A 22,760-nucleotide genomic window follows, 5' to 3' on the forward strand; every position below is an offset into this window, starting at 1 on the left:
CGAACCTCATGGAGAGGATCCGGGCGCGCCGGCAAATCATCGCGACCGACAGGGACCAGATGCGTGCCTGTTGAAAATTTCTATTGGAGATTCCGCCTGCTCTCGTGGTAGGGTGATCCTGCTCGGGGGAGACGCCCTGCAGGTAGGTGGAAGGGGGGAGTCGTGCTCATGCGCGATGGCACGGCCGCGCCATGTCCGCTGAATCGGATCGAGGGGGGGCAACGATGCCTCGGAAGAAGATTCTGCTGGTCGACGATTCTCAGACCATCCTGCGTATCGAGCAGATGGCGCTGAGCAAGCACTACGACCTCATCACGGCGAACGACGGCGGCCAGGGGATCGAAGTGGCCTTGGCGCAGCGGCCGGATCTCATCCTCCTTGATGTCGTCATGCCGCACATGAACGGGTTCGACGCCTGTCAGCAGCTGCGCGCGGAGGATGCGACGCGCAGCACGCCGATCCTGCTCGTCACCAGCCGGAGCGATGTCGCGCACATGGAACAGGGATTCCGGTGCGGCTGCTCCGATTTCGTCACGAAGCCTATCGACACGATGGAGCTCCTGGAAAAGGTCAGGAACTGCCTTGGCGACTGACACGGCGGCGAGGGCATCCGAGGGCGCACGTCTCGCCCCCTCCAGCGGCGACGATGGATCCGTAGCCCTGCCCGACGATGTCGGCAGAGAGGAGAGGACCAGTCCGTCCGGCCCAAGGGAGGCGGCCGCGTCGGCCGGACCGCCCAGCTGGCGCTCGCTGCCGGCGGTGGTCCAGCACGTCATGCCAGGCCAGCTGTTCGCTTCGCCCGAGCCGACCATGGTGACCACCATCGTTGGGTCCTGTGTGGCGATCTGCCTCTGGGACGCTACCACCGGCGTCGGCGGGATGAACCATTACGTGCTTCCGGAATGCCCGAGCCCGGCGATGGCCTCGGTCCGCTTCGCCGAGTTCGCATGCCAGCGCCTCCTCGAGCGGCTCGTGGCGCTCGGGGCCTCCAGCCGGGCGCTGCAAGCGCACGTCGTCGGGGGCGCCTGCCTCATCTCCGCGTTCCGGGAGCGCGGCACCCACCTCGGCGCCCAGAACGTGGATGCCGGGCTCGCGTTCCTGCGCGTGGAGCGGATACGGATCGCCCAGCTGGACACGGGCGGCAACCGGGGACGCAAGATCGTCTTCCGGACGAGCGACGGCGCCATCTCGATCCAGCCTCTGTGAGCCGCATGGACAGCGATCGCGACGAGCTGCTCCAGACGTTCACGCCAGAGGCGCACGAGATCCTCGACGAGATCGAGCGCGCGCTGCTTCAACTCGAGACCGGCCGCGACGCTCACGAGGTCCTCCAGCGCGTCTTCCGCGCCACCCATACGCTCAAGGGGAGCGCCGGCTCGGTAGGCCTCGGCGGCTTGAGCGCTCTCGGGCACGCCGCCGAGGACATCATCGAGGCGCTCTGCCGCGGCGAGCTCCCGCTCTCTACGCCCGTGGTCTCGCTGCTGCTCGAGACGGTGGACGCAGCCCGCCGGCTCGTCGCCGAGGTCGAGCGGGGGCAGGCCGAGCGCAGCACCTCGTACAGAGAGGTCGTCGCGCGCCTGGAGCAAGCGCGGCGCGGCGGGCTCACGGCGAAGGAGGACGCGGGGGCGACGAGCGCGCGCCGCGCGACCGAGGACGACGCGGAGGGAGCGACCGGCATCAAGAGCATCCGTGTCGCCGTCGAGAAGCTGGACTGCATGGCGGATCTCATCGGAGAGCTCACCCTCGGCCGGAACAGGATCGCTCGGACGCTCCGCGCGGTGCGCGGCGACGCCGGCGCCGCGCTGCGCGACGAGATGGAGGAGCAAGATCGGCTCTGCAAGGAGCTGGAGGAGGCGGTGCGCGCCGCGCGCATGGTGCCGGTCGGCCCCTGGTTCCGGCACTACGAGCGCACGGTGCGCGATCTCGCGCACGCGCACGGCAGGCAGGCGCGCCTCCTCGTCGTGCACGGCGACGTCGAGGTGGACACGGCCGTGGTCGAGCGGTTCAGGGACGCCCTGACGCACATCCTGCGCAACGCGATCTGTCACGGCATCGAGCCGCCCGAGGCCCGGCGCGCCGCGGGCAAGGACCCCTGCGGCACGATCACCCTTCACGCCGCGCACGAGCGGGGCGGCATCGCGCTCCGGATCTCCGACGACGGCGCTGGGATGAGCCGCGAGCGCATCGCCGCCCGCGTCTGCGCGCTGGGGAGGCACCCGGAGCCCGAGACGCTCCCCGATCATGAGCTCTTCAGCCTCGTGTTCGAGCCCGGGTTCTCCACGGCGGCGGAGTCGTCCCACCTGGCGGGGCGCGGCATGGGCATGGATGTCGTGCGGCGCAGCGTGGAGTCGATCCAGGGTACGATCCGGATCGAGAGCCGCGAAGGGCTCGGCACGTCGCTGTCGATCCAGCTCCCGCTCACCCTGGCCACCATCGAGGGGCTCTCCGTCGGGATCGGCGGCGAGCGGTACGTGATCCCGCTCCGCGCGGTGCTCGCCTGCTGCGATCTGCCCCGCGGCACGCTCGCGCACGGCGGCCCCCAGGGGCTCATGATCCGGCGCGGGCGCGCGCTGCCGTGCGTCCGCCTCCGGGCGCTCTTCGGGCTCGGCGGATCTCCCCCGCCGGATGAGCGCGTCGTCATCGTCGCGCACGACGGCTCCGAGGCCGGCCTCGTGGTCGATCTCCTCGACGGCGAGGGGCGCACGGTGGTCAAGCCGCTCGGCCAGCTGTTTCGCCGCGTCCGGGGCATCTCCGGCTCGACCATCCTCGGCGACGGCAGCGTGGCGATGATCCTCGACGTCGACGCGCTGCTCGGCGGCGTCCTCGGGGACCTCGGCCCGGTCGAGGCCCCCGACGAGCGCAGCGCAGCGCCAGCGGCCACCGGAGGCAGCCCAGGATGAGCCGGCGCCCCGGCGCGCAGAGCGCCCGTTTGCCATCTCTCTCCATGGAGGCGTCATGATCTCCGACGCGTCGAGCCCCGTGTCGCAATATATCTCCTTCATCATCGCGGGGGACGAGTACGCGGTGAACATCCTCCGGGCGCGGGAGATCGTCGAGCACAGCGTCACATCGCGTGTCCCGATGATGCCAGCGTGCATCGTCGGCGCCATGAACCTCCGGGGCCGCGTCGTGCCGGTCATCGATCTCGCGGTCAAGCTCGGGCTGCCGCCGACGAGGGTGAGCCGGTGGACGTGCGTCCTCATCGTCGAGACCGAGCTCGACGGCGAGAACACCCGCCTCGGCCTGCTCATCGACGGTGTGGGCGATGTGCTCACGCTCTCCGAGGACGAGATCGAGCACGCGCCGGCCTTTGGCGCGCAGGTGCGCGCGGATCAGCTGCTCGGGATGGCGAAGGTGGGCCAGAAGCTCGTGCTGCTGCTCAACATCGACCGCATCCTCTCGCCGGCGGAGCTCCTGGCCTCGACGACGCCCGGCCCCTCGGCTCCCGGGGCCCCGCCGGCGCTCCCAGGCGGCCACGGTGCGCCGGCCGGCGAAGGGGACAGGCCATGATCTCGCTCGCCGAGCTGGGCTCGCGCGCCCTCGGCGACGAGGAGTTCGCGATGTTCCAGCGGCTCGTCAGGCGCGCCTCGGGCATCGCGCTCGGCCCGCAGAAGAAGCCGCTCCTGCTCTGCCGCCTCGGGCCCCGGCTCCGCGCGCTCGGGCTCCGCAGCTTCGGCGAGTACTACCGCCGCGTGACCGCGCCGGGCGGCGAGGGCGAGCTCGTGCACATGCTCGACTGCATCTGCACGAACGAGACCCATTTCTTCCGGGAGCGCGATCAGTTCGAGCTCCTCGAGCGCGAGATCCTCCCGGCGTGGCACGAGAGCGCGGGCCACGGAGCGTCCTTCGCGCGCGGCCGCCCGCTGCGCGCCTGGAGCGCGGCCTGCTCGACCGGAGAAGAGCCCTACTCGATAGCGATGTCGTTGCTCGACAGCCTGCCCTCCCGGGATCGCGGCGACACGGCGGGACAGGCGCCGCCACGGGCCGCCGCCGCGTCGACCGGCGCTCCGGGGATCTGCATCCTCGCGACGGACCTGTCCGTCCGCGCGCTCGACCAGGCGCAACGCGCGGTGTGGCCGATCGAGCGGGCCTCGGAGATCCCGGAGGAGCGCCTGCGCACCTACATGCTCCGCGGGACGGGCGCGAGCGCGGGCCTCATGAAGGCCCGGCCGGAGCTGCGCAGGCTCATCACCTTCCGGCGCTTCAACCTGCTCGACGCGGCACCCAAGCGATTCGGCCTGTTCGATCTGATCTTCTGCCGGAACGTCCTCATCTACTTCGACGCCGCGACGAAGGCGTCGATCGTGGCGAGGCTCATCGCCAGCCTCGCGCCTTCAGGGTACCTGTTCCTCGGACACGCCGAGGGCCTCCACGGGACGGACCACCGCGTGCGGTGCGTCGCGCCATCCGTTTATCGGCTTTCGCCCCCGGCGGCGCTCGAAGCACGCCGCACCACATCTAGCCCGGAGCATGCATCATGCTTGCGCATATCGGAGTAGGCCGGAAGCTCTACCTCGGCTTCGCCGCCATGGTCGTCATCGTCCTCGGACTGGCGGGCACGGCCTACCAGAGGTTCGCGGAGCTCGACGAGGCCCGCTCATGGGACCAGCACACGTACGAGGTGATGCTCACGACGAGAGAGATCATGGCGTCGCTGCTCGACACCGAGACAGGAGAGCGCGGCTTCGTCATCACCGGGGCGGAATCGTTCCTGGAGCCGTACCGCAGCGGGCGCGACCGGTTCGAGCAAAGCCTGAGGCGTGCTCGGGAGCTCACCAGGGACAACCCGCGCCAGCAGACGCGCCTCGACAGGATCGACAAGCTCCACGACGAGTGGCTCTCCTCCGTGCTGGAGCCGATCATCCAGCAGCGCCGCAGCGCGGACGAGGCGAGGGCGCCGGCGGATCGCGTGGTCGAGGAGGTCAAGCAGGGGCGCGGGAAGGGCCTCATGGACCAGATGCGCGCGGCGCTCAAGGAGATCGACGACGAGGAGATCGCCCTCCTCGCCCAGCGGCAGGCGGCGACGAACGCGCTCGTCAAGACGATGTACGTGACGCTGCAGATAGGAGGTCTGCTCGCGATCGTCGTCGCCGCCGTGCTCGCCGTCATCTTCAGCAGGATGATCCTCTTGCCGCTCACCCAGGCGGTGTCGATCCACCAGCGCATCGCCGGGGGCGACTTCACGGGCCAGGTCACGGTGAAGAGCTCCGACGAGTTCGGCCAGATGCTCGGCGCCGTGAAGGCCATGTCGGAGCGCCTGGCGGGCCTCATCGGCGAGGTCCGGAGCGGCGCGGTCTCGGTCTCCTCGGTCTCGGTGCAGCTCTCGGCGACGGCGCAGAGCCTGTCGCAGGGCACCAGCGAGCAGGCGGCGTCCGTGGAGGAGACGATGACCAGCCTGCAGCAGCTGAGCGGCACGATCGCGAAGAACGCCGCCAACTGCAAGCAGGTCGAGGAGACGGCGCACCGGAGGACGAGGGACGCGGAGCAGAGCGGTCAGGCGGTCCGGGAGACGGTCGAGGCGATGAAGGCGATCACCCAGCGGATCGTGATCATCGAGGAGATCGCGTACCAGACGAACCTGCTCGCCTTGAACGCCGCGATCGAGGCGGCTCGCGCGGGCGAGCACGGCAAGGGCTTCGCCGTGGTCGCCACGGAGGTGCGGCGGCTGGCCGAGCGAAGCCGGGATGCGGCGAAGGAGATCGGCTCGTTCGCCGCGTCGAGCATCGTCGTCGCGGAGCGCTCGGGACAGCTCATCGCGGAGCTCGTCCCGTCGATCCGGGAGACCGCGGAGCTGGTGCAGGGCGTCGCCGTGGCATCCAAGGAGCAGTCGAACGGCGTGGCCCAGATCAGCGGGGCGGTGGAGCTGATAGAGCAGTCCACGCAGCGCAACGCGGCGATCTCCGAGGAGCTCGCCAGCACGGCGGCCGAGCTCTCGGCGCAGGCAGAGCAGCTTCAGAACGTGATGGCGTCGTTCCGCCTCGCGCAGGAGAGCGACGGCGACCCGGGCCAGAGGCCTGCGGCGCCGGGGCGTCTACCGGACCGCCGCGGCGGCAAGGCGCTGTGGAGGCCGCCGCAGAAGGGCCCCCCGAGCGGCGGCGCATCGAGCAACGGGCGCGTGCCGCACGCCCCGGGCGATCAGGATTTCGTCCCGTTCTAGAGCGGCGGTCGCCCGCTTCGGATACGGGCCCACCTCGACGTTCTCGGTGCTCAGCGCACCGGAGTGGGCTTGCGCGCCGAAAACGCCGATCTGGGCCCGTCTCCTGTGCGGGAGACCGCCGCTCTGCTCTTGCACCTAAGCGAATACGAAGAAGCGATGTTCGTTCGTGGAGCGAAGGCCGCCCCCGAAGCCGCGGCGACCTTCGAGCTTTGCTTTGGCGAAACCGCCCCGCACGGCCTCATCGCATTGCTGTCGGGCGGGGAAGCGCGGTCGAGCGGCTAAGATGTGAGGCTGCCGTCGAAGCGCTGTCGTGTGTCTCTGAGATTTGCGGAAATTAGACGCTCGTGTCGTGCGGCTCCGCAGCCAACCATCGGCGGGATCCAGCTTCAGTCAAGATCGGCCGCCACCACCCTCCGACTGGCCACCGTCGCCCTCCGACTGGCCGCCTCCGCCCTCCGACTGGCCGCCTCCGCCCTCCGACTGGCCGCCTCCGCCCTCCGACTGGCCGCCTCCGCCCTCCGACTGGCCGCCTCCGCCCTCCGACTGGCCACCGCCACCCTCCGACTGGCCACTGCCGCCCTCCAACGGGCCACCTCTGCCCCCGACGCCGCCAGCGCCTGCCATGGGGCAGCTGCGGGAGTAGTTCCTGGCGGTCACCTTATAGCAGCACTCGCCGTCTCGCTGCTCCGCGCTCTCCACCGACACGACCTCGTCGGTGCAACGTTCATTGATCAGGTTGAGCTCCTCCACCGCCTGCTCGCGGTCCAGGCACGTGAGCCCGCTCCCCCCACCGACGCCGGCGATCTCGCCGAGGTCGTCCCCGCCAGCGCCCCCCGTGCCCCCGCCGCCGGAGCCGGCCTGGGAGCCGCCGGGATCGCCGGAGCCGGCGTCCGAACATCCGGAACCATGAAGCGCAACAGCGAGAGCCAGAGCAGGAGCGAGACGCAGGTGCATTGCACGAGGATCAGCGAAGGCGCGGCGTGCGTAAAGCCCCCGCCGCGGCGCCCGTTCGCGAGATGCCGGCGTCGCGCGCGCCCGCCGCGCCCGCCCTCACTGGGGCGCGTCGCGCTTCTTGAACCACTTGGAGAGGTAGCGCTCTTCGAGGTCGATGAAGGCTTCGCGCATCATGGCCTCGTAGACGATGGCCTCGAGGACCCCGGGGCGCGGGGCGGGGGTCTGCTGTTGAATGAGCCCGGCCGGGACCCGCCGCGAGATCTTGTGGCTCGCGAGCAGCGGCTCCGCGTCCCCGGGCAAGATGAACTCCGCTTTGAACAGGAACTTGAGCCCCATGATGATGATCTGAGGCTTCTTGCTGGCATGGGCGATCCCGGACGACTCGACGCGATAGGTCACCACGAGGGAGGGGGAGGTCACGGTGAGCTGCTCCTCGGCGGCGCCCTCGAAGGGCGGGCCCGGCTCGAAGGTGACGAGCTCCGGTTCGAACCCCCGCGCGAGCCCCTCCACCAGGGCCGACGCGGTCCGCTTCTCCTGGGGATCGAGGCGGGTCGCATCCACGTAGCGGCTCGGCAGGGACGCGGCGCCGCTGAACATCGGGATCTTCCTGACGATATCGTCGGCGCGCTCCAGGTCCTGCGACGGAAGCCGCCGGAAGCGGACCTGGACGGCCGGGCCGCGGAGGCCCTGCGGCGTGCTCCTGGGCCCCACGCGCTCCGCGTAGGCGAGGAGTCGCCGCACGAAGTCGGCGTTCTGCTCGCTCCCTTCGGGCATCTCGCTCTTGTAGCGATCGAGCCCGCGCGCATAGAGCGCGTGCCTGGCGTCGTTGAACGCCTTGTCCAGGCCGTGCTTCGGGTAGCGCTCCGCGAACGCAAGCAGCGCCGCGAGCGTACCCACCTCCCGCGCCCGCTCGAGCTCCGCGGCGAGCGCGGCGCGGCGGGCCGCGGCGACCTCGGCCTGGATGCCCGTCCTGGGGTAGGCGCGGAGGAAATCGTCGATGGCCTCGACCGAGCCTTTCGCCACCGCGAGGCGCAGCTCGGCCCGCGGCAGCAGCACCTGCGAGACGACCTCCGCGTGGCCGCGGCCGCGCGCCATGTAGCTCTGGTACGCGGCCACGTCGTCGCGCTCCAGCGCCGCGGCGTACATCCGCGCGTCGCTCATCCGGTTGCGGAGGAAGAAGAGCCCGAGGCCGAGGATCACGCCGACAGCGGCCGCGAGGAGCCATGCATAGCTGTGCCACCCCGGGACCTCGCGCGAGAGCGGGATCGGCGACGCGAACGGGCTCTGGATGGCAGGCGGCTCGAAGGGATCGAGCCGGCGCAGCTCCGCGGCGTCGGGCTTCGCTCTCATGCGGTTGCACGCCGCTTCGACCTCCCGGATCACGTCGTCCGAGCGCGACGGGTCCTCGAGGGGAAAGGCGTGCTGCGTGCCGCCGAACGTGAGGACCACGGCGCCCCGAGGGCCCGCAGAGACGCGCGAGAGCTCCGCGAGCGAGAAGACCCGGAGCCTGTGGTCGCGCGCGTCGACAAGGTTCGCGGGGAAGACGAACAGGCCGGGCGCGAACGGCAGCGTGACCAGGTCGGCGTTGTAGGCGAGCGCCCGGAGCACGCCGATGACGGTGGTCGCGGCGAGCAGCACGTACGCGGCGGCCGCCGACCTCGGGTGGAGCGCGAGGACGCTGTTGACGTCGCCAAGGCCGGCCGCACAGAGCCCCGCCAGCAGGAGGCCCGAGGCGGCGCTGACCGTGAGCCAAGCCACGATGGTGCGCCGAGTCCCGAACCGGCTGACGATCGGCGCCGGCGCGAACCGCCCGCGGAACGCCTCGATCACGCCGTCCTGGATGGTACGCGGAAGCTTGTAAAAATTGATCTCGTTCATCGCGCTGCTCCCACTCGGCGCCGGAGCGCGGCGCCCTTCCACGGCTCGACCTGCCGATCGACTCTAATGCATTTCGCCCCGAGCTCCGAGACCGGAGATGGCAATTCCTTGCAGCAGGAGCGTGCGGCGATGCGTCGACTTCTGCTCCTCTGGCACTTATGCAGTCTCGTCGGCGCTGGCGCCGTGGTGGGCTGCGGCGATGACGAGCCCCGGAGGGCTCGAGCGCGCAGCGCCAAGGGCATGAAGCTGATGCTTGGCGGAAGGCTTACAGGATCTCGCGCTCGCCGAAGCGGGGGAGGCGAGCGCCGCGAGGACCGGAGTGGTGAGGCAGCGGGCTCCCTGGGGCGGGATGGGTCATCCGGTCATCTGCCAGCACGAGCCCGCCGCCATTCCGTGAGCGGCCGCAAAGCCGCGATCGATCAGCGCGATGAACGCAGCGTTCGCCTTCTTCGCCGAGCCTCCGCGCTCGAGCACGCGGATCGCTTCGCCGTACGCCGTGCGCCACGTCAGCACGACCATGCCGGCGACGAGCCGCGCGAGGCCATCGGCCTTCGGACCGGCGAGCTCGATCGCGAGCCCCTCGACCACCTCGTCCCCGATCTCGCGGAGGCGCGCCTTGAGCGACGGGCTCGCCGCGACGACGCGCCACCAGCCGGCCGTCTGGCTGTCGATGCGAGCGAACGGATGCTTCTGCTCGCACAGCCTGTCGGCGAGGCGGCGGAGCGCGTCGATCGGCGGCTGCCCTTGCGGCCTCCCGCGGATCGCCTCGCGCAGGAGCAGCTTCACCTCGTCCTCGCGATCCAGGAAGAGGTCCTCCTTGCGCGCGAAGTAGTTGAACACCGTCATCTTGGAGACATTTGCGGCGGCGGCGATCTCTTCGACGGTCACCGCGTCGAAGCCGCGCGCGAAGAACATCGCCGTCGCCACGTCGGAGATCCGCTGCCTGGTCTCGCGCTTCTTGCTCTCGCGGAGCTCGCCCATGGATCAAAGAATATACTGAGATAGAAATTTTGTCTTGCACAAAATTTTACTGAGTATAATTTCACGTCATGGCTCACGACGTGGTCATCGCAGGCGCCGGCCCGGTCGGGCTCTTTCTCTCGATCGAGCTCGCGACCGCGGGGGTGAAGCCGCTCGTGCTGGAGCGGCTCGCGGAGCCCGACCGCACGATCAAGGCCGCCGGGGTCGGCGCGGTGGCGGCCGAGGCGCTGGAGCGGCGCGGGCTCGCGGGGGCGCTCGACGAGGAGCGCCGCGCCGCCATGGCGCTGATGATGCCGGCGCTGAAGGCGCGCTTCGGACCTGGGCCGATGAAGAGGCCGGGAGGCCATTTCTCTGGACTGTTCTTGATTCAGCCGAGCCTCCAGCGCGACCCGGAGCGCCACATGCGTCCCGTGCCGCAGGAGGCGCTCGAGAAGATCCTGAACGCGCGCGCGACGGAGCTCGGGATCGAGATCCGTCGCGGCGTCACGGTGGAAGGCTTCGAGCGGGACGACGGCGGCGTGACCGTGCAGACGAGCGCGGGCCCGCTGGGCGCGAAGTACCTCGTCGGCTGCGACGGCGGCCGGAGCCGCGTCCGCAAGCTCGCCGGCTTCGAGTTCCCCGGCACGGATCCGACGATCACCGGCTATCAAGCCGTCGTCGAGCTCGATGCGCCCGAGAAGCTCGAGACGGGCTGGCGCCGAACGCCGCGCGGCCTCGTCGCGTCCGGACCGATGCCGGGGCGCGTCTTCACGGCGGAGTTCCACGGGCCGCCGCCCAGCCGGGATGCGCCGATCACGCAAGCCGAGGTCGAGGCGGCGATCCAGCGCGTGAGCGGCACCGACGTCAAGATCCTGTCGATGACGATGGCGACGCGCTGGACCGATCACGCGCGGCAAGCAACGACCTACCGGATGGGCCGCGTCCTCCTCGCCGGTGACGCCGCGCACGTCCACTCGCCCTTCGGCGGCCAGGGCTTGAACCTCGGCCTCGTCGACGCCGCGAACCTCGGCTTCAAGCTCGCCGCGGCGGTGAAGGGGCGCGAGCATCTCCTCGACTCGTACACCGCAGAGCGCCACCCCGTCGCTGCGCGCGTGCTCGAGAATACCCGCGCGCAGGTCGCGCTCATGCGTCCTGACCCGCTCACGAGCGCGCTCCGCGCCATCGTGAGCGACCTGATGATGCTGCCCGAAGGCAATCGCTACTTCGGCGAGATGCTCACGGGTGTCGGCGTTCGTTACGACCTCGGTGACGACGACCCGCTCGTCGGCACGCTCGCGAAGGACCAGCTCCTCACGCTCGAGGGCGGGAGCGAAGAGCGGCTCTATGTGCTGATGGAGAAGGGCGGCGGCCTCTTCATCTCGCCTTCGGAGCGGTCACTCCCGCACGACGTGCATTGTGCGCGCACCAAAGACGGCCCGTCGATGCTCGTCCGACCCGACGGCTGCATCGCGTGGACAGACGCGTCGTCGATGTCGCTCGACGACGCGCTCGCGCGCTGGTTCTGAACCGGAGCGACGCGCGCGTCACCGCGCCGGTTTTTTCGTACCGGCGACACCCGGCCTGGCCTATCGTGCTCGACCATGCGCCCGTTGGCCCTGCTCTTCGGCTCGTGCACCGTCCTGCTTCCTCTTGCTTGCGGCCCTGTCCAGCCTCAGGGGGGCCCCGGAGCCCCGCTGAAACCCCTGGGCTCCTCGGCGGAGGCGGGCACAGCGAGCCCCGCGAGCCAGACGCCTCCGCGCGCCGTGAGGCCGCGAGGCGACGTCACCGTCACGGTGCTCTACACGACGGACGAACATGGCTGGCTCGAGAGTTTGTCCGCGGACGGCGTGAGCCGCGGCGGCGCGGCCGAGCTGCTCGGGAGGCTCGTGAAGCACGAAGGGCACTGCCCAGGGCCTGTTCCCGCGGGAATCGAGGCGGCAGGGGCGCTCACGCCCGCCGCGCCCGAGGACTGCACCTCGCCGCGCACGCTCCTCCTCTCGGGCGGCGACAACTTCACCGGCCCCGCCATCTCGACGTATTCCAACGGCGTGTCCATGGCGAGCGCGATGGGGCGCATGGGTTATGCCGCCTCGGCGTTCGGCAATCACGAGTTCGATTTCGGCGTGACTCAGTTCTCGAAGCTCCGTGACCTCGCGCGATTGCATTACCTCGCGGCGAACGTGAAGATCGACGACGCGAAGCTCGCGGGCGAGCTCGCCATCCGGCCTTACGAGGTCTTCGAGCGCAAGGGCGTGAAGATCGGCGTCGTGGGGCTCGCCGCAGCGGATACGCTGAAGGCCGCGATGGCCGAGCGCTTTCGAGGGATCACGTTCGAGCCCACCGAGGCCTCGCTCGACAAAGCGATCCATGAAGCGCGGGAGACGGGAGCAGCCGACGTCGTCGTCGTGACCGCGCACGAATGCCCCGACGATCTCGTGCCCATCGTGAAGAGACACCCGGAGTGGCGGCTCGCGTTCGTCGGAGGGGGCCATTGCCACAGGAAGATCGACGCGCGCGCGGGCGACACGCCCGTCATCACCCCCGGCTGGCGCATGCACCAGTACGCCCGCGTCGCCATCACCGCCAACCCCGGCAATCCCCCGGGGGCCCGCGTCGTCACCGTCAGCCATTCCATCGTCGACGTGGCGACCGATCCGCAAGTCCCGGCGGATCCTCCGCTCGCGCGGCTCGTGAAGGCGTCGAGGACGAAGGTCGACGGCGCGCTCGGGAAGGTCATCGGCCATTCGGAGGACGGCATCGGCCCGGAGGAGGCTGTCGGCAAGATCGTGAGCGACGCCTGGCTCCACGAGGTGGGCGGGGACGTGGCGATCATGAACCGAGGCGGCGTGCGACAGACCATCCCCCGGGGGCCGATCACCCACGCGACCATCTGGAGCGTGCTCCCGTTCGACAACCGCCTGGTGAAGGTATCCATCGACGGCGCGACGCTCGCGAAGGACCTCGAGGCGACGTCGTTCATCATCTCCGGCGCGAAGAGAGCGCCAGACGGAAACTGGTCGGTGGGCGGCAAGCCGATGGATCCGAGGAAGCGTTACACGGTCATCATCAGCGATTTCATGTACGGGGGCGGTGACGGCGCCGTCTTCGCGGCGCAAGATCCGAAGGCCGTGGGGACGGGGCTCTCGTGGCGAGATCCGGTGATCGCGTGGATCGAAAAGAAGAAGAGCGCGGAAGGGGCGCCGCTCGAGAAGAAGATCGACGAGAGGCCGGCGGGCAAGCAGAGATAGTCGATCGGGCCTATCGGGGGCACGCTGGAGGCGCGGAGCGGGTGCTGGTGCTCCCTCTCGCGACCGCGGGCGGAGCGCCGAACGAGCCGTTCAAATCTCGCGGACGTCGGGGTATGCTTTTGCCGTGATGCCGGGGGATCCGTCCAGTCGCGCCGCAAGGGCAGCGCTCAGCGCGGGCTCGCTCGCCGCTGCGCTCGTCTGTTGCCGGGGCGAGGCGCTCGCGCAACCGGCGGCCGATCCTCTCCCGGAAGAGCCGGCGCCTGTGGCGCAGGGGCCGGGCCGGGCGCCGGGGCTCCGGGGCGGGGCGCCGCTGTTCCACCTCGGCGCGCGCGACAACGCGCTTCGCACGAGCCGGTTCGGCTGGACCACCAGCGCCACCACCAGCGTCTTCGGCCTCGACGGCGGGTCTTACAGCGAGGACGGCGAGTACGCCGGCATGACGTTCTCGCTCGTCCCCCGCTACTCGTTCGTGAGCACGAAGGAACACTGGGCCTGGGCGGGCACCGACATCGCCCTGAGCGTGCCCCTTTCAGTCGGCGATGTCCCCGGAGAGGCCCCCGTCACCCTGGCGGACCTTCCCCTCCAGGCCGCGTACACCTATACGATCTTCCAGGACGACAAGGGCCTCGCCCTGCTCGCCGGGCCTCGGCTCGGCGTCGCGCTCCCGACGTCGCCGGCGAGCCGGTACGCCGGAGTCTACGCGCGCACGCGGCTCGGGCTCGGTGTGCTCGCGAACGTCCCCCTGCTCGATGAAGCGTGGTTGAACGGCGTCTTCTTCTCGGCCGGCGGCGTATGGGAGCACCTGTTCTCGCAGGCCACCACGCCCGTGAACGGCGACCCCGTCAGACCTCGTACGTCCCCGTCGGGCGAGGTGCTGCTCGACGATCGGCTCTCGGGGGAGTTCCTGCTGCGCGATCAGCTGTCCATGCGGATGAGCTTCTGGGTCAACCTCTGGGGCGATCTATCGCTCGGCAACACGTGGGGGCTCGTGGCTCGATTCCGTGATGCGCCGCTCGATGAGGGCTGTGTGCAGACCGTGCTGACGTGCGTGCCCGTGGCGTCGCGCGGCTCGTCGGCGACGACGACAAGCACCACGTTCGAGGTGTCGCTGAGCTACCCGGCAGAGGACATCGCGTGGTTCGAGCTCGGCTACGACAACACCGCGCCCAGCCTGGGGGCGGACGGACAGCACCGTTCCCCGTTCTACAGCCCTGATGCGCAGCTGTACCTCTCGATGACCCTGTTCCTCGATAGCCTCTATGCGAGGGCGACAACCCCGTCTGCCAGGCAGCTGACCGCTGCGCGCTGAGTCGGCGGATCCTTGGTAAGAGCGCCCTGCTCGGCGCGCGGGGCGGCCGCGGCCAGCGCCAACGCGGCGGTCGGCGCGGGCTCAGAGCGCGAGCGAGCTCACGGGTTCGCGTAGAAGTAGTAGGTCGCGCTGTAGTCGATGCGCGCCTCGGCGCCATCGTGCGCCTTGTCGCAGCCGTCCGCCGGAGCTTCGCCGCCCACGGTCTGAACGCGCTGAATCCACGCGACGTGGCTGAGCACGCCTTGCCCCTCCGTCGACTTGATCTCCAGGAGCAGCCAGGGGATCGCGGTGGTGTCGGGAGCATCGACCTTGGCCTTCATGGCACCAACGATCTTGCTGCCGTCCGCCGCTTCCCACGTCGGGCCGCCGTAATGCTTGCCCAGCGTCTTTCCTGCCTCGTCCGAGAGCGTCGCGTCCGGGGCTTTGAGCGTCCATTCGAATTTCGCCTTGGGCTCCTTCTTCTTGCCGCACACGTAGATCTGCGCGCCCTTGGCGTTCGCCTTCAATACGAGATTGGCCGTGCTCGGCGCCTTGATGGCATCGGGGGCTTCGGGGGGCGCCAGCTTGGGGACGCTCGCAGTCGCCGCGGGCTCGGCCTCAGGCGTCGTTTGCGAAGGTGCCGGCGCCGGCGGCGCGGGCGCAACGGGCGCGGGAGCTTCGGCGCTCGCGAGCGGTTCGCTCGGCGGCGGGCTCGAGGCGCTCGGCGTCGATCCCGCGCAACCACAACCTACGGCGATGAGTCCAATCGCATAACGCGCATTCATGATGAATTCCTCTCTGATCGCGGCGGCACAGGGGGCCAGGAAATCCAAGCGCGATCCGGAAGTCAATCTCCTCGTGGTGGCCGTCCGACCGTACGGCCACGCTGCATGCATTGGCACAAGTTTCTTGACAAATTGAAGCGGATTTGCGCGGATTATCTTCCCGGTCGCGGCTCATTTCAGGGTGATATCCAGATGCGCACACATCGCGGAGTTCTGGCATCGGCGTTCGTCATCTTCTGCAGCTATGCGTGCGGGGACGTTCCATCCGATCCGCCCGTTGGTCAGGGCGGCGCCGGGGGGATCGGCGGCCAAGGTGGCGCGGGCGGCGTAGGCGGTACAGGCGGCGTCGGTGGCGCGGGCGGGAGCGGCGGCGCAGGCGGCGTCGGTGGCGCGGGCGGGAGCGGCGACTCAGGCGGCGCAGGTGGCACGGGCGGCACGGGCGGGAGCGGCGGCGCCGGTGGCACGGGCGGGAGCGGCGGCACGGGCGGGAGCGGCGGCCAAGATGGCGCAGGCGGAGCCGGTGGGGGCGAGCCTCAGGCTGCGGAGACGATCGATTTTGATGTCGTCAGGTTCTATGCGACCGGCTCGAGCTATGGCGGCGTCCCATTCGCGCTCGCGGACCTCAATGGTGATGGACTCGTCGACGGCGCGCTGGCGCTGCGCAGCGCGAACAGAGTCGCGGTGCTCCTCGCCGATGGCAAGGGTGGGTTTCTTCCTCGGACAGAGCACGTCGTGAACGGTGCGCATGACGTCGCCGTGGGCGACGTGAACGGCGACATGAACCAGGATCTCGTCGTCACGCTCCTGAGCGCCGACGCTGGCGTCCGCGTCCTGCTCGGCAACGGCGACGGCACGTTCCAGGCCCCGATCTCGAGCCCGGGAGCGGACTACGTCTCGCCCGTCCTCGCCGACGTGAACGGTGATGGGAAGCTCGACATCGTGGCGAGCCGCAATGGCAATAGCATCACGATCCTGGCGGGGGACGGCGCGGGCGCGTTCACGACGTCGAGCACGCTCACCGGGACCACGAACTGTCGCTTCATCACGCTGGCCGACCTCGACAGCGACGGCGTGCGCGACATCGTCGGTTACGACACGGAGATCTCCTCGCCGGTCGTCAGCGTGCGCTTCGGTCAGGCCGGCGGCGCGTTCGGCCCCGTGACGAAGACCACGATCTCCGCGCAAGACGGCGTGCCGGTCGGCAGCGCGGCTGATCTGGCGGTCGGCGACCTCGACGCCGACGGCAACCCCGATATCGCTGCCGTGGATACGAAGGGAATGACCCTCTTGATGGGTAGCCCGTCGGGCGCGCTCTCGGCGACCAGGCGCGTCCCGGCCGGCCTCGCGCCGAGCGGCGTCGTCATCGGCGACTGGGATGGCGACGGTAAACAAGACATCGCGGTGGAGAGCATGGACGACTCGATCCTCAGCGTTTTTCGAGGTGACGGGCTCGGGGGGCTCGAGCCGCGGGTGACCTATTTCACTGGACACCGTGGCGCGCGCGTCCGGTCGGGAGATCTCGACGGGGACGGCAACGCGGATCTCGTCATGTCGATGGGCGGCCTCATGGTCGCGCGAGGTCGCGGAGACGGGACGTTCCACGCAGCTCCGGCGCTGCTCGGGGGCAAGGGCGCGAGCGGCGCGGCGCTCGGCGATTGGAATGAAGACGGCAAGGCCGACGTGGTCGTCGCGTATGCCGGTGGCCAGTCGCTCTCGTTATTTCTCGGGAAAGGGAGCGGCGCATTCGATATGCCCGTGACCATGCCCGCCGGTGGCGTGGATCCGGAGCAGGTCGTCGCATGGGACGTGAACGGCGACGGGCACCTCGATGTCGTGTTCGGCACCGACGCGGCGGGAAAGGTCGGTGTGCTCCTCGGTGACGGCGCAGGCTCGTTCGGCCCCGTGACGCTCCACGAGGGCGGGAGGAAGATCGCGCTCACCGACATGAATGGAGACGGCGCCGCCGATGTCGCGGCGACCACCTTCGACAACGTGCGCGTGCTCCTCAACGACAAGGCTGGCGGGTTCCTGCCGCCGATCGCGTATCCCGCGGGGATGAACATCCTGGATGTAACGGCGCGCGATTTCAATGGCGATGGGAAGGCGGATCTGGCGACGGCGAACTACGACAGCGATGATCTTCGGCTCCTCATCGGCGGCGGAGACGGCACGTTCGAGGCGGCCACGAGCCTCCCGGTGGGCAGCTCCGCGTGGACCGTCGCGCCCGCCGATTTCACGGGCGACGGCGTGCTTGATATGGCTTTCGCGACGGTGGGTAGCGCGAGCGTCGTCGGCGTCCTACCCGGCCAGCCACGGGGGATGTTCGGCGCGCCCATCACCATGCCGGTCTACCTCCCCATCGAGACAGCGCTCAGCACGGCGGATTTCGACTCCGATGCGCGGCCCGATATCTTCCTTGCGCTCGGCGGCGGTGGGACGGTGGGGGTGTTTCGCGGCAAGGGCGACGGCACGTTCGACGCGGCGCTTCTGTACCAGAGCGTCTTCACCAGGGCGCTCGCGATCGGAGACGTGAACGCCGACCAGAGGCCGGACGTGCTCGTCGTCTCCACCCCGGTCCAGCAGGACGGGAGCGTGAACGTCTTCGTCAACATCTCTCATTAGGGCCATCTCCGAGCCTCGAGGTCCTCGTAGCGCGGGGAGGGCGCATGCGCTCTTCCACCTGGCACGCGGCCAGCCGGCCGAGTCCGGCGTGTTCGTGGCGAAGCGCAGGGATCCCGAGGAGGACGGCCGGTTCTCGCTGGGGGCGCCAAGGGGCTCTGTGCCATGACGGCCGCGGCACACTCCGCGACGCGGATGTCACGGCTGCGGCCCTTCGAGCGCCGCTTCCGGCGGCGACCAGCGCTGCCGCCTGCCTGGCATCACGCTTGCTCGACTCCGGCCACGTCGGGGAGGGAAACCCAGTCGATGCAGCCTTGGACCTCGGCGCGAGTAACAGCCTTGCTTTCGGCGGTCGCGTTGACCGCATGTGGCGATTCCTCGGCCGTGAACGCCGCCGGCGCGGGGGGAGCGCCAGGGGCCGACACGGAGTATCTCACGGAGCTCGTCACGCGCGATGACTACACCTCCCTGGCAGGCGAGGGCGCGGAGGTGAAGTACCTGACGATCGTCGACGGTCGCGAGCCTCCGGCGGTGTTCGCCGGCGCAGCGTGCCTGTTTCAGAATACCGACGACCACCCGTACCATTTGCAGTTCCTTCGTACCTTCCCGGAGTACGCGGCGCTCGCGCCGGAGCGTTATGCGGACATGGTGCTGCGCCGCGCCAGCCGGGTGATGTGGGGCGGCGGTCTGAAGCTCTACCCGGCCACGCCTCATCCGCTGACCGGAGCGGCGGGCGTGCTGGCGTACACGGTCTACAGCGAAGCCGCGCCCGATGAGCTCCTGACCGTCGACGACATCGTGCAGGCCGACCGGCGGCTCAAGGGGTGCAGCCCGTTCGCCGAGCGCTTCCTGGTGTTCTCACCGGATGGATCTGCCCAGACCGCGGCGGTGCAAGCCATCGCCGACGAGCTCGTGGCAGCAGGCGTCGCGCTGGTCGACCCGGATGCGCTGTTGAGCGGGCTGTCCGCCGAGACGTACAGCGAGGGCGAGGCGTACGGTTACCTGAAGATCGTGGATGGCGCCGCCGCAGGCAGCGCCGGACCGCGCGACGTGCTGGTGATCGACGCGGCGCCCAGCGATCTGGGGCTGGTCGCCGGCCTCGTGACGCGGCGGCCGCAGAGCCTGGCCAGCCACCTGAACCTGCGCTTGCGCGAGAAGGGGATCCCGAGCGCCGCGGTGCCGGGCGTGTTCGACAACAGCGTGCTCCGCGCGCTCGCCAATGGCCTGGTCCACCTCACGGCCCGGGGCGCCCACGTGGAGATCGAGCCCGCGCGCCTGGAAGACGCCGAGGCGTTCTGGAGCACCCGCCGGCCGCCGCTCGGGGATCCCGCCGCGGACCTGGAGGTCGCCACGCCGGCGGCCCTGGCCTCGCTCGGCGCGGCGGATGTCGCGGCGTTCGGCACCAAGGCCGCGAACCTCGGAGAGCTGTCCCGGATCCTGCCCGAGCAGAACCGCGTGGACGGCTTTGCGATTCCGTTCCGCGCCTATGCAGACTTCATGGAGCGGCGCGGGTTCAACGCCGACGTCGCGGCGCTGCTGGCCGATCCCCGGGTGTTCACCGACGCCGATCACAAGCAGCGCCGCCTGTCGGAGCTCCGGGGCCGCATGCGCGCCGCCGAGCACTTGCCCGAGTTCGGCGAGGCGCTGGAAGCGGCCGTTCGCCAGGCCTATGGCGCCGCGGGGCTGGTCACCCGGCTGCGTTTTCGCAGCAGCACCAACGCCGAGGACCTGCCGGGTCTGTCGGGAGCAGGTCTGTACGACTCCAGGAGCGGCTGCCTGGCCGACGACCTCGACCCGGACACGCTCGGGCCGTCGGCCTGCTTGAGCCCGGAGCACGAGGCCTACCTGCGCGCCGAGCTCGAGCGGCGGGAGCGCGAGCTCGCCGAGCACCCCGACCGGAGCCATCTGCTGCCGATCATCGAGGATCTGGAGCAGGACTTGACCGAAGAAAAGAGCGCCCTGCTCGCGGTGCGCCGGGTCTGGGCCAGCTTGTGGAACGAACGCGCGTTCGACGATCGCGCGTACTATGGCATCGATCACACCAAGGTGTTCATGGGCGTCGCGGTCCACCCCACGTTCGTCGGTGAACGCCTGGAAGCCGTCGCGCTCACGGGGCTCGAACCCGGCGCGGCGGAGCCTTTGGTTCGTGTGGTCAGCCAGGTGGGAGAGGTCGGCGTCGCGGAGCCGCTGGATCCCACCGCCAGCCCCGAGATCCTGACGTTCCGGCGCTCTGCCGGCGGATCGCCGAGCGAGATCACGCTGGTGTCACCGTCCTCGCTGGCGGCGGGCGGCGCTCGGCTCTGGTCCGATACCGCGTTGAACGAGCTCGCGGGGCTGCTCTTCGTGGTGCAGGACCACTTCGCGGCCAGCGTGTACACGAGCCTCGCCCCGCTGTCGCTCGACGTGGAAGTGGACGTCACGATCGACGGGCGCACCGTGATCAAGCAAGCCAGACCCTACACGCCATGATGGAGCCAGACATGACCTTGAAAACGATCCTGTACGGCCTCGGGTTCTCGCTGGCGTGCGCCGCCTGTTCCAGCTCCGAGCCGGGGAACGGAGCGGGCGCGGGCGGAGCCGGCGGAGCACCGCCGGACTCGAGCGACGCGCTGTGCGGCGAACGCCCCGGAGGCCGTCTCGGAGCGACCCACGTGCTGCGCTTCGAGGCCTCCGACGGGCGCGCGGTCGTCCAGCTCAGGCGGACCTGGGAAGACTTCGGTGTCGGCGAATCCTCCTTGTATCGATTGGACGGTTTCAGCGTATCGCTCGACGGAACGACGGCGTGCGTCACCGAGTCGAGCCGCCTCGAGTACGTGAACAGCCATCATAACTGGACGGACGTCGCGCGGGCCGATGCGGGCACGGCTCGCTACGAGCTCAAGTTCGATTTCGCTGCTCCGTTCACGTTCAGCGCCTTCGCCGCCGACGGCTCCGCGCTCGTCGACGCCGTCCCGATGATCTCGACCGGCAGCCCGGCGTTCTGTTGGGGGTGTCCTGCGCCGCTGGCCGTGTCGATCTCGGAGGTCATGCTCAACAACACGACCACGCTGGCGGATGAATCCGGCGAGTACGAGCCGTGGATCGAGCTGTTCAATCCGTCGGCGGAGGACGTCGATCTGACCGGCTGGACGCTGTCCGACGACTTCGCCGAGCGCGGCAAGTGGCCGCTGCCCGCCGTCACCCTTCCGCGTCACGAGGTGCTCGTCCTGTTTGCCGACGGCGACACGGACCAGGGCGAGCTCCACACGAGCTTTGCGCTCGATCCGAGCGGCGGCGAGCTCGTGCTGACGGCGCCCGGCGGCGTGAGTGATGGCGGCCTCGTGCTCGAAGCTCAGGCGCCCGGCGTGAGCCTGGCCTATCAATGGGCCGCGGACGGCTACGTCGCCGGGCAGCCGACCCCCGGCGTGAAGCCGCCAGAAGAATGATCGCGCCTTCGCGCTGGACCGTGCTGGCCCTGCGCGCGCCGCCCGCGCTCGCTCCCGGGACCCTGCCCGCAGGCCGAGCTGGGGCATGGTTCGGCGTCAGCGAGGCGAAGATCGCAGGATGAGCAGGCGGCCGTCCGCCTTCCCAGCTCCGCCGGCGTCATCGAACTCGGTGAGGAGCAGCGCCTCTCCGTATCGCATTGCAGCGTGCGGCGACCTCACGCCCTCGGGGGCGGCGAGGATCGCGCGGAGGGCCAGGTTGTCCGGGTCGAGCAGCCACGTGCGACCCGATTGGCCCACGGCGATGAGCTCGTCCCCCGCCTGCTGGAGCACGGCGACGGGCTCGCCGAGCGCGACCTCGTGCGTGGCTCTGCCGCTCACCGGATCCAGACGGACGACCCCGGAGCGCACATCCGTGAACACCGCGCCTGGGCCGGCGGCGATGCGCCGGTGGAGGTCGCCGATGTGGAGATCGTCGCGCGGCTCCAGCGAGGTCTTGTCGACGACGCTCACGTCTCCATTGCCGTGCGCCACCCAGATCCGGCCGTGCCCGACGGCGAGCGCGAACGCGTCCCGGCCGAGCGCGGGCGAGCGGCGTTGAGCTCCCGTGGCCGGATCGATCCGCACGACCGAGGAGTCCGTCGAGCTCCCCTTGCTCCAGAGCAGCACCCAGAGCGCGTCGTCCGCAAACACCATGTCCTCGGGCGAGTCGGGCAAGCGCGCCAGCGCGCGGGCACGCGCCGTCTGCCCGTCGATGGCCCAGATCGTCTGATCGGTGTGGCTCAGCGTGTAGACCACCCCCGCGGGGGACGCGACCACCTGCACCGGCAGCCGGCCAACCGCCACGTGCGCCGTCACCTCTCCTCGCTTCAGGTCGACGCGCGCGACGCGCCGGTTCCCGCTCTCCGCGACCCACGCCGTGTCGCCGACCACCGCGATACCTTCAGGCCACTTGCCGAGCACGATCGCCTTGTCGACGGTGAGCTGCGCGGCGACGTGCGCCGCCGCGCGCGGCGGCTCCTCCTGGGCGGCGGCGGGCGCGCCCGGCGCCGCAGGAGCCGCCGGCGGCGCCTGCGCCTGGGCTTCCCGGGATGCAGCGGCTGGCGGAGGCGGCGCGGCCACGGGCGCCGCGCCCGAGCAGCCCGCCAGCGTCAAGACCAGGATCGCGAGGGCCCCCGGCCATCGGTGGAATGAGCGGCGCGCCGCGCGTGTACGTTTCATTGACTGGCGCTCTCCTTATCTCCTGGATGAAAATCCGGTACGGCGATCTCGACGCTCTGTACTGGGCCTGTCAGCTCTCCAGTGGCGATTGCGGCGTTCGCAACCAGCAACATCGCAAGCGCGAGGACGAGGGCCACGCCGTGAGAGCTCTCGGGCACCTGAGCGCCCCACTCTAGCACGACGGAGGCGCTGCACGGCCACGTGGAGGGGCCGCACCACCGCCGGCGG

General features: G+C 70.1%; 17 protein-coding genes. 12 read left to right on the top strand and 5 right to left on the bottom strand.

Going from position 1 to position 22,760, the window contains the following annotated elements:
- Nucleotides 1-224 precede the first annotated feature (224 nt).
- From WMF22_RS06810 to WMF22_RS06835, 6 genes are all read left to right on the top strand, one after another.
- Nucleotides 225-593 carry a response regulator gene (locus WMF22_RS06810; RefSeq protein ID WP_437298289.1) on the top strand — a complete coding sequence of 123 codons (369 nt, stop codon included), beginning with the start codon at nucleotides 225-227 and terminating at the stop codon, nucleotides 591-593.
- Nucleotides 594-774: 181 nt separating this feature from the next.
- Nucleotides 775-1,206 (top strand): chemotaxis protein CheD, encoded by a 432-nt coding sequence (locus WMF22_RS06815; protein ID WP_438035239.1) that lies wholly within the window; start codon nucleotides 775-777, stop codon nucleotides 1,204-1,206.
- 5 nt (nucleotides 1,207-1,211) lie between these two features.
- The gene (locus tag WMF22_RS06820; RefSeq protein WP_438035240.1) at nucleotides 1,212-2,900 is read left to right on the top strand and encodes a chemotaxis protein CheA; all 1,689 of its coding nucleotides are present in this window, start codon (nucleotides 1,212-1,214) and stop codon (nucleotides 2,898-2,900) included.
- A 55-nt stretch (nucleotides 2,901-2,955) separates the two neighbouring features.
- Nucleotides 2,956-3,510, top strand: a complete 555-nt coding sequence (locus tag WMF22_RS06825) for a chemotaxis protein CheW (protein WP_437298292.1) — start codon at nucleotides 2,956-2,958, stop codon at nucleotides 3,508-3,510.
- Nucleotides 3,507-4,499: a CheR family methyltransferase gene (locus tag WMF22_RS06830; RefSeq protein WP_438035241.1), complete on the top strand. Its 993-nt coding sequence runs from the start codon at nucleotides 3,507-3,509 to the stop codon at nucleotides 4,497-4,499. Before WMF22_RS06825 ends, WMF22_RS06830 begins: the two co-directional genes overlap by 4 nt.
- Nucleotides 4,478-6,157, top strand: coding sequence for a methyl-accepting chemotaxis protein (locus tag WMF22_RS06835; protein ID WP_437298294.1), 1,680 nt, complete (start codon nucleotides 4,478-4,480; stop codon nucleotides 6,155-6,157). The genes WMF22_RS06830 and WMF22_RS06835 overlap by 22 nt, the downstream gene beginning before the upstream one ends.
- A gap of 390 nt (nucleotides 6,158-6,547) precedes the next feature.
- Here the strand turns inward: WMF22_RS06835 and WMF22_RS06840 are convergent, their stop codons facing one another.
- The 3 genes from WMF22_RS06840 to WMF22_RS06850 all read right to left on the bottom strand — a co-directional run bounded on the left by WMF22_RS06840 (nucleotide 6,548) and on the right by WMF22_RS06850 (nucleotide 9,970).
- The gene (locus tag WMF22_RS06840; protein ID WP_438035242.1) at nucleotides 6,548-7,111 is read right to left on the bottom strand and encodes a hypothetical protein; all 564 of its coding nucleotides are present in this window, start codon (nucleotides 7,109-7,111) and stop codon (nucleotides 6,548-6,550) included.
- Nucleotides 7,112-7,207: 96 nt separating this feature from the next.
- Nucleotides 7,208-8,989: a hypothetical protein gene (locus tag WMF22_RS06845; protein WP_437298296.1), complete on the bottom strand. Its 1,782-nt coding sequence runs from the start codon at nucleotides 8,987-8,989 to the stop codon at nucleotides 7,208-7,210.
- Between the two features lie 354 nt (nucleotides 8,990-9,343).
- Entirely contained in the window at nucleotides 9,344-9,970 is a 627-nt protein-coding gene (locus tag WMF22_RS06850) for a TetR/AcrR family transcriptional regulator (RefSeq protein ID WP_438035243.1), read from the bottom strand.
- 68 nt (nucleotides 9,971-10,038) lie between these two features.
- On the opposite strand from WMF22_RS06850, the gene WMF22_RS06855 reads away from it, so the two are divergent.
- The 3 genes from WMF22_RS06855 (at nucleotide 10,039) to WMF22_RS06865 (ending at nucleotide 14,506) form a co-directional block, all read left to right on the top strand.
- Complete coding sequence (locus WMF22_RS06855; RefSeq protein WP_438035244.1) at nucleotides 10,039-11,475, top strand: FAD-dependent monooxygenase; 1,437 nt, start codon at nucleotides 10,039-10,041, stop codon at nucleotides 11,473-11,475.
- A 237-nt stretch (nucleotides 11,476-11,712) separates the two neighbouring features.
- Nucleotides 11,713-13,197, top strand: coding sequence for a bifunctional metallophosphatase/5'-nucleotidase (locus WMF22_RS06860; protein ID WP_438035245.1), 1,485 nt, complete (start codon nucleotides 11,713-11,715; stop codon nucleotides 13,195-13,197).
- Nucleotides 13,198-13,321: 124 nt separating this feature from the next.
- Nucleotides 13,322-14,506 carry a hypothetical protein gene (locus WMF22_RS06865; RefSeq protein WP_438035246.1) on the top strand — a complete coding sequence of 395 codons (1,185 nt, stop codon included), beginning with the start codon at nucleotides 13,322-13,324 and terminating at the stop codon, nucleotides 14,504-14,506.
- A 98-nt stretch (nucleotides 14,507-14,604) separates the two neighbouring features.
- On the opposite strand, the gene WMF22_RS06870 is transcribed toward WMF22_RS06865, so the two are convergent.
- Nucleotides 14,605-15,318 carry a DUF3455 domain-containing protein gene (locus WMF22_RS06870; RefSeq protein WP_438035247.1) on the bottom strand — a complete coding sequence of 238 codons (714 nt, stop codon included), beginning with the start codon at nucleotides 15,316-15,318 and terminating at the stop codon, nucleotides 14,605-14,607.
- Nucleotides 15,319-15,462: 144 nt separating this feature from the next.
- On the opposite strand from WMF22_RS06870, the gene WMF22_RS06875 reads away from it, so the two are divergent.
- The 3 genes from WMF22_RS06875 (at nucleotide 15,463) to WMF22_RS06885 (ending at nucleotide 21,314) form a co-directional block, all read left to right on the top strand.
- Entirely contained in the window at nucleotides 15,463-17,892 is a 2,430-nt protein-coding gene (locus WMF22_RS06875) for an FG-GAP repeat domain-containing protein (protein WP_438035248.1), read from the top strand.
- Nucleotides 17,893-18,195: 303 nt separating this feature from the next.
- Entirely contained in the window at nucleotides 18,196-20,358 is a 2,163-nt protein-coding gene (locus tag WMF22_RS06880; protein WP_438035249.1) for a PEP/pyruvate-binding domain-containing protein, read from the top strand.
- An 11-nt stretch (nucleotides 20,359-20,369) separates the two neighbouring features.
- On the top strand, nucleotides 20,370-21,314 hold the full coding sequence (locus WMF22_RS06885) for a lamin tail domain-containing protein (RefSeq protein ID WP_438035250.1): 945 nt from the start codon (nucleotides 20,370-20,372) through the stop codon (nucleotides 21,312-21,314).
- 96 nt (nucleotides 21,315-21,410) lie between these two features.
- Here the strand turns inward: WMF22_RS06885 and WMF22_RS06890 are convergent, their stop codons facing one another.
- A complete protein-coding gene (locus WMF22_RS06890; RefSeq protein ID WP_438035251.1) occupies nucleotides 21,411-22,532 on the bottom strand; it encodes a YncE family protein in 1,122 nt (373 codons plus the stop codon).
- Nucleotides 22,533-22,760 lie beyond the last annotated feature (228 nt).

Origin of the sequence: Sorangium sp. So ce204 (genome assembly GCF_051526795.1) — a bacterium.
Lineage (GTDB): Bacteria > Myxococcota_A > Polyangia > Polyangiales > Polyangiaceae > Sorangium > Sorangium cellulosum_B.

What these genes read in the sequence shown, in the direction of transcription:
- WMF22_RS06880 (WP_438035249.1), top strand. Translation starts at nt 18,196, where the DNA reads ATGCAGCCTTGGACCTCGGCGCGAGTAACAGCCTTGCTTTCGGCGGTC.
- WMF22_RS06820 (WP_438035240.1), top strand. Translation starts at nt 1,212, where the DNA reads ATGGACAGCGATCGCGACGAGCTGCTCCAGACGTTCACGCCAGAGGCG.
- WMF22_RS06840 (WP_438035242.1), bottom strand. Translation starts at nt 7,111, where the DNA reads ATGCACCTGCGTCTCGCTCCTGCTCTGGCTCTCGCTGTTGCGCTTCAT.
- WMF22_RS06885 (WP_438035250.1), top strand. Translation starts at nt 20,370, where the DNA reads ATGACCTTGAAAACGATCCTGTACGGCCTCGGGTTCTCGCTGGCGTGC.
- WMF22_RS06835 (WP_437298294.1), top strand. Translation starts at nt 4,478, where the DNA reads ATGCTTGCGCATATCGGAGTAGGCCGGAAGCTCTACCTCGGCTTCGCC.
- WMF22_RS06875 (WP_438035248.1), top strand. Translation starts at nt 15,463, where the DNA reads ATGCGCACACATCGCGGAGTTCTGGCATCGGCGTTCGTCATCTTCTGC.
- WMF22_RS06815 (WP_438035239.1), top strand. Translation starts at nt 775, where the DNA reads ATGCCAGGCCAGCTGTTCGCTTCGCCCGAGCCGACCATGGTGACCACC.
- WMF22_RS06890 (WP_438035251.1), bottom strand. Translation starts at nt 22,532, where the DNA reads ATGAAACGTACACGCGCGGCGCGCCGCTCATTCCACCGATGGCCGGGG.
- WMF22_RS06850 (WP_438035243.1), bottom strand. Translation starts at nt 9,970, where the DNA reads ATGGGCGAGCTCCGCGAGAGCAAGAAGCGCGAGACCAGGCAGCGGATC.
- WMF22_RS06845 (WP_437298296.1), bottom strand. Translation starts at nt 8,989, where the DNA reads ATGAACGAGATCAATTTTTACAAGCTTCCGCGTACCATCCAGGACGGC.
- WMF22_RS06810 (WP_437298289.1), top strand. Translation starts at nt 225, where the DNA reads ATGCCTCGGAAGAAGATTCTGCTGGTCGACGATTCTCAGACCATCCTG.
- WMF22_RS06855 (WP_438035244.1), top strand. Translation starts at nt 10,039, where the DNA reads ATGGCTCACGACGTGGTCATCGCAGGCGCCGGCCCGGTCGGGCTCTTT.
- WMF22_RS06825 (WP_437298292.1), top strand. Translation starts at nt 2,956, where the DNA reads ATGATCTCCGACGCGTCGAGCCCCGTGTCGCAATATATCTCCTTCATC.
- WMF22_RS06830 (WP_438035241.1), top strand. Translation starts at nt 3,507, where the DNA reads ATGATCTCGCTCGCCGAGCTGGGCTCGCGCGCCCTCGGCGACGAGGAG.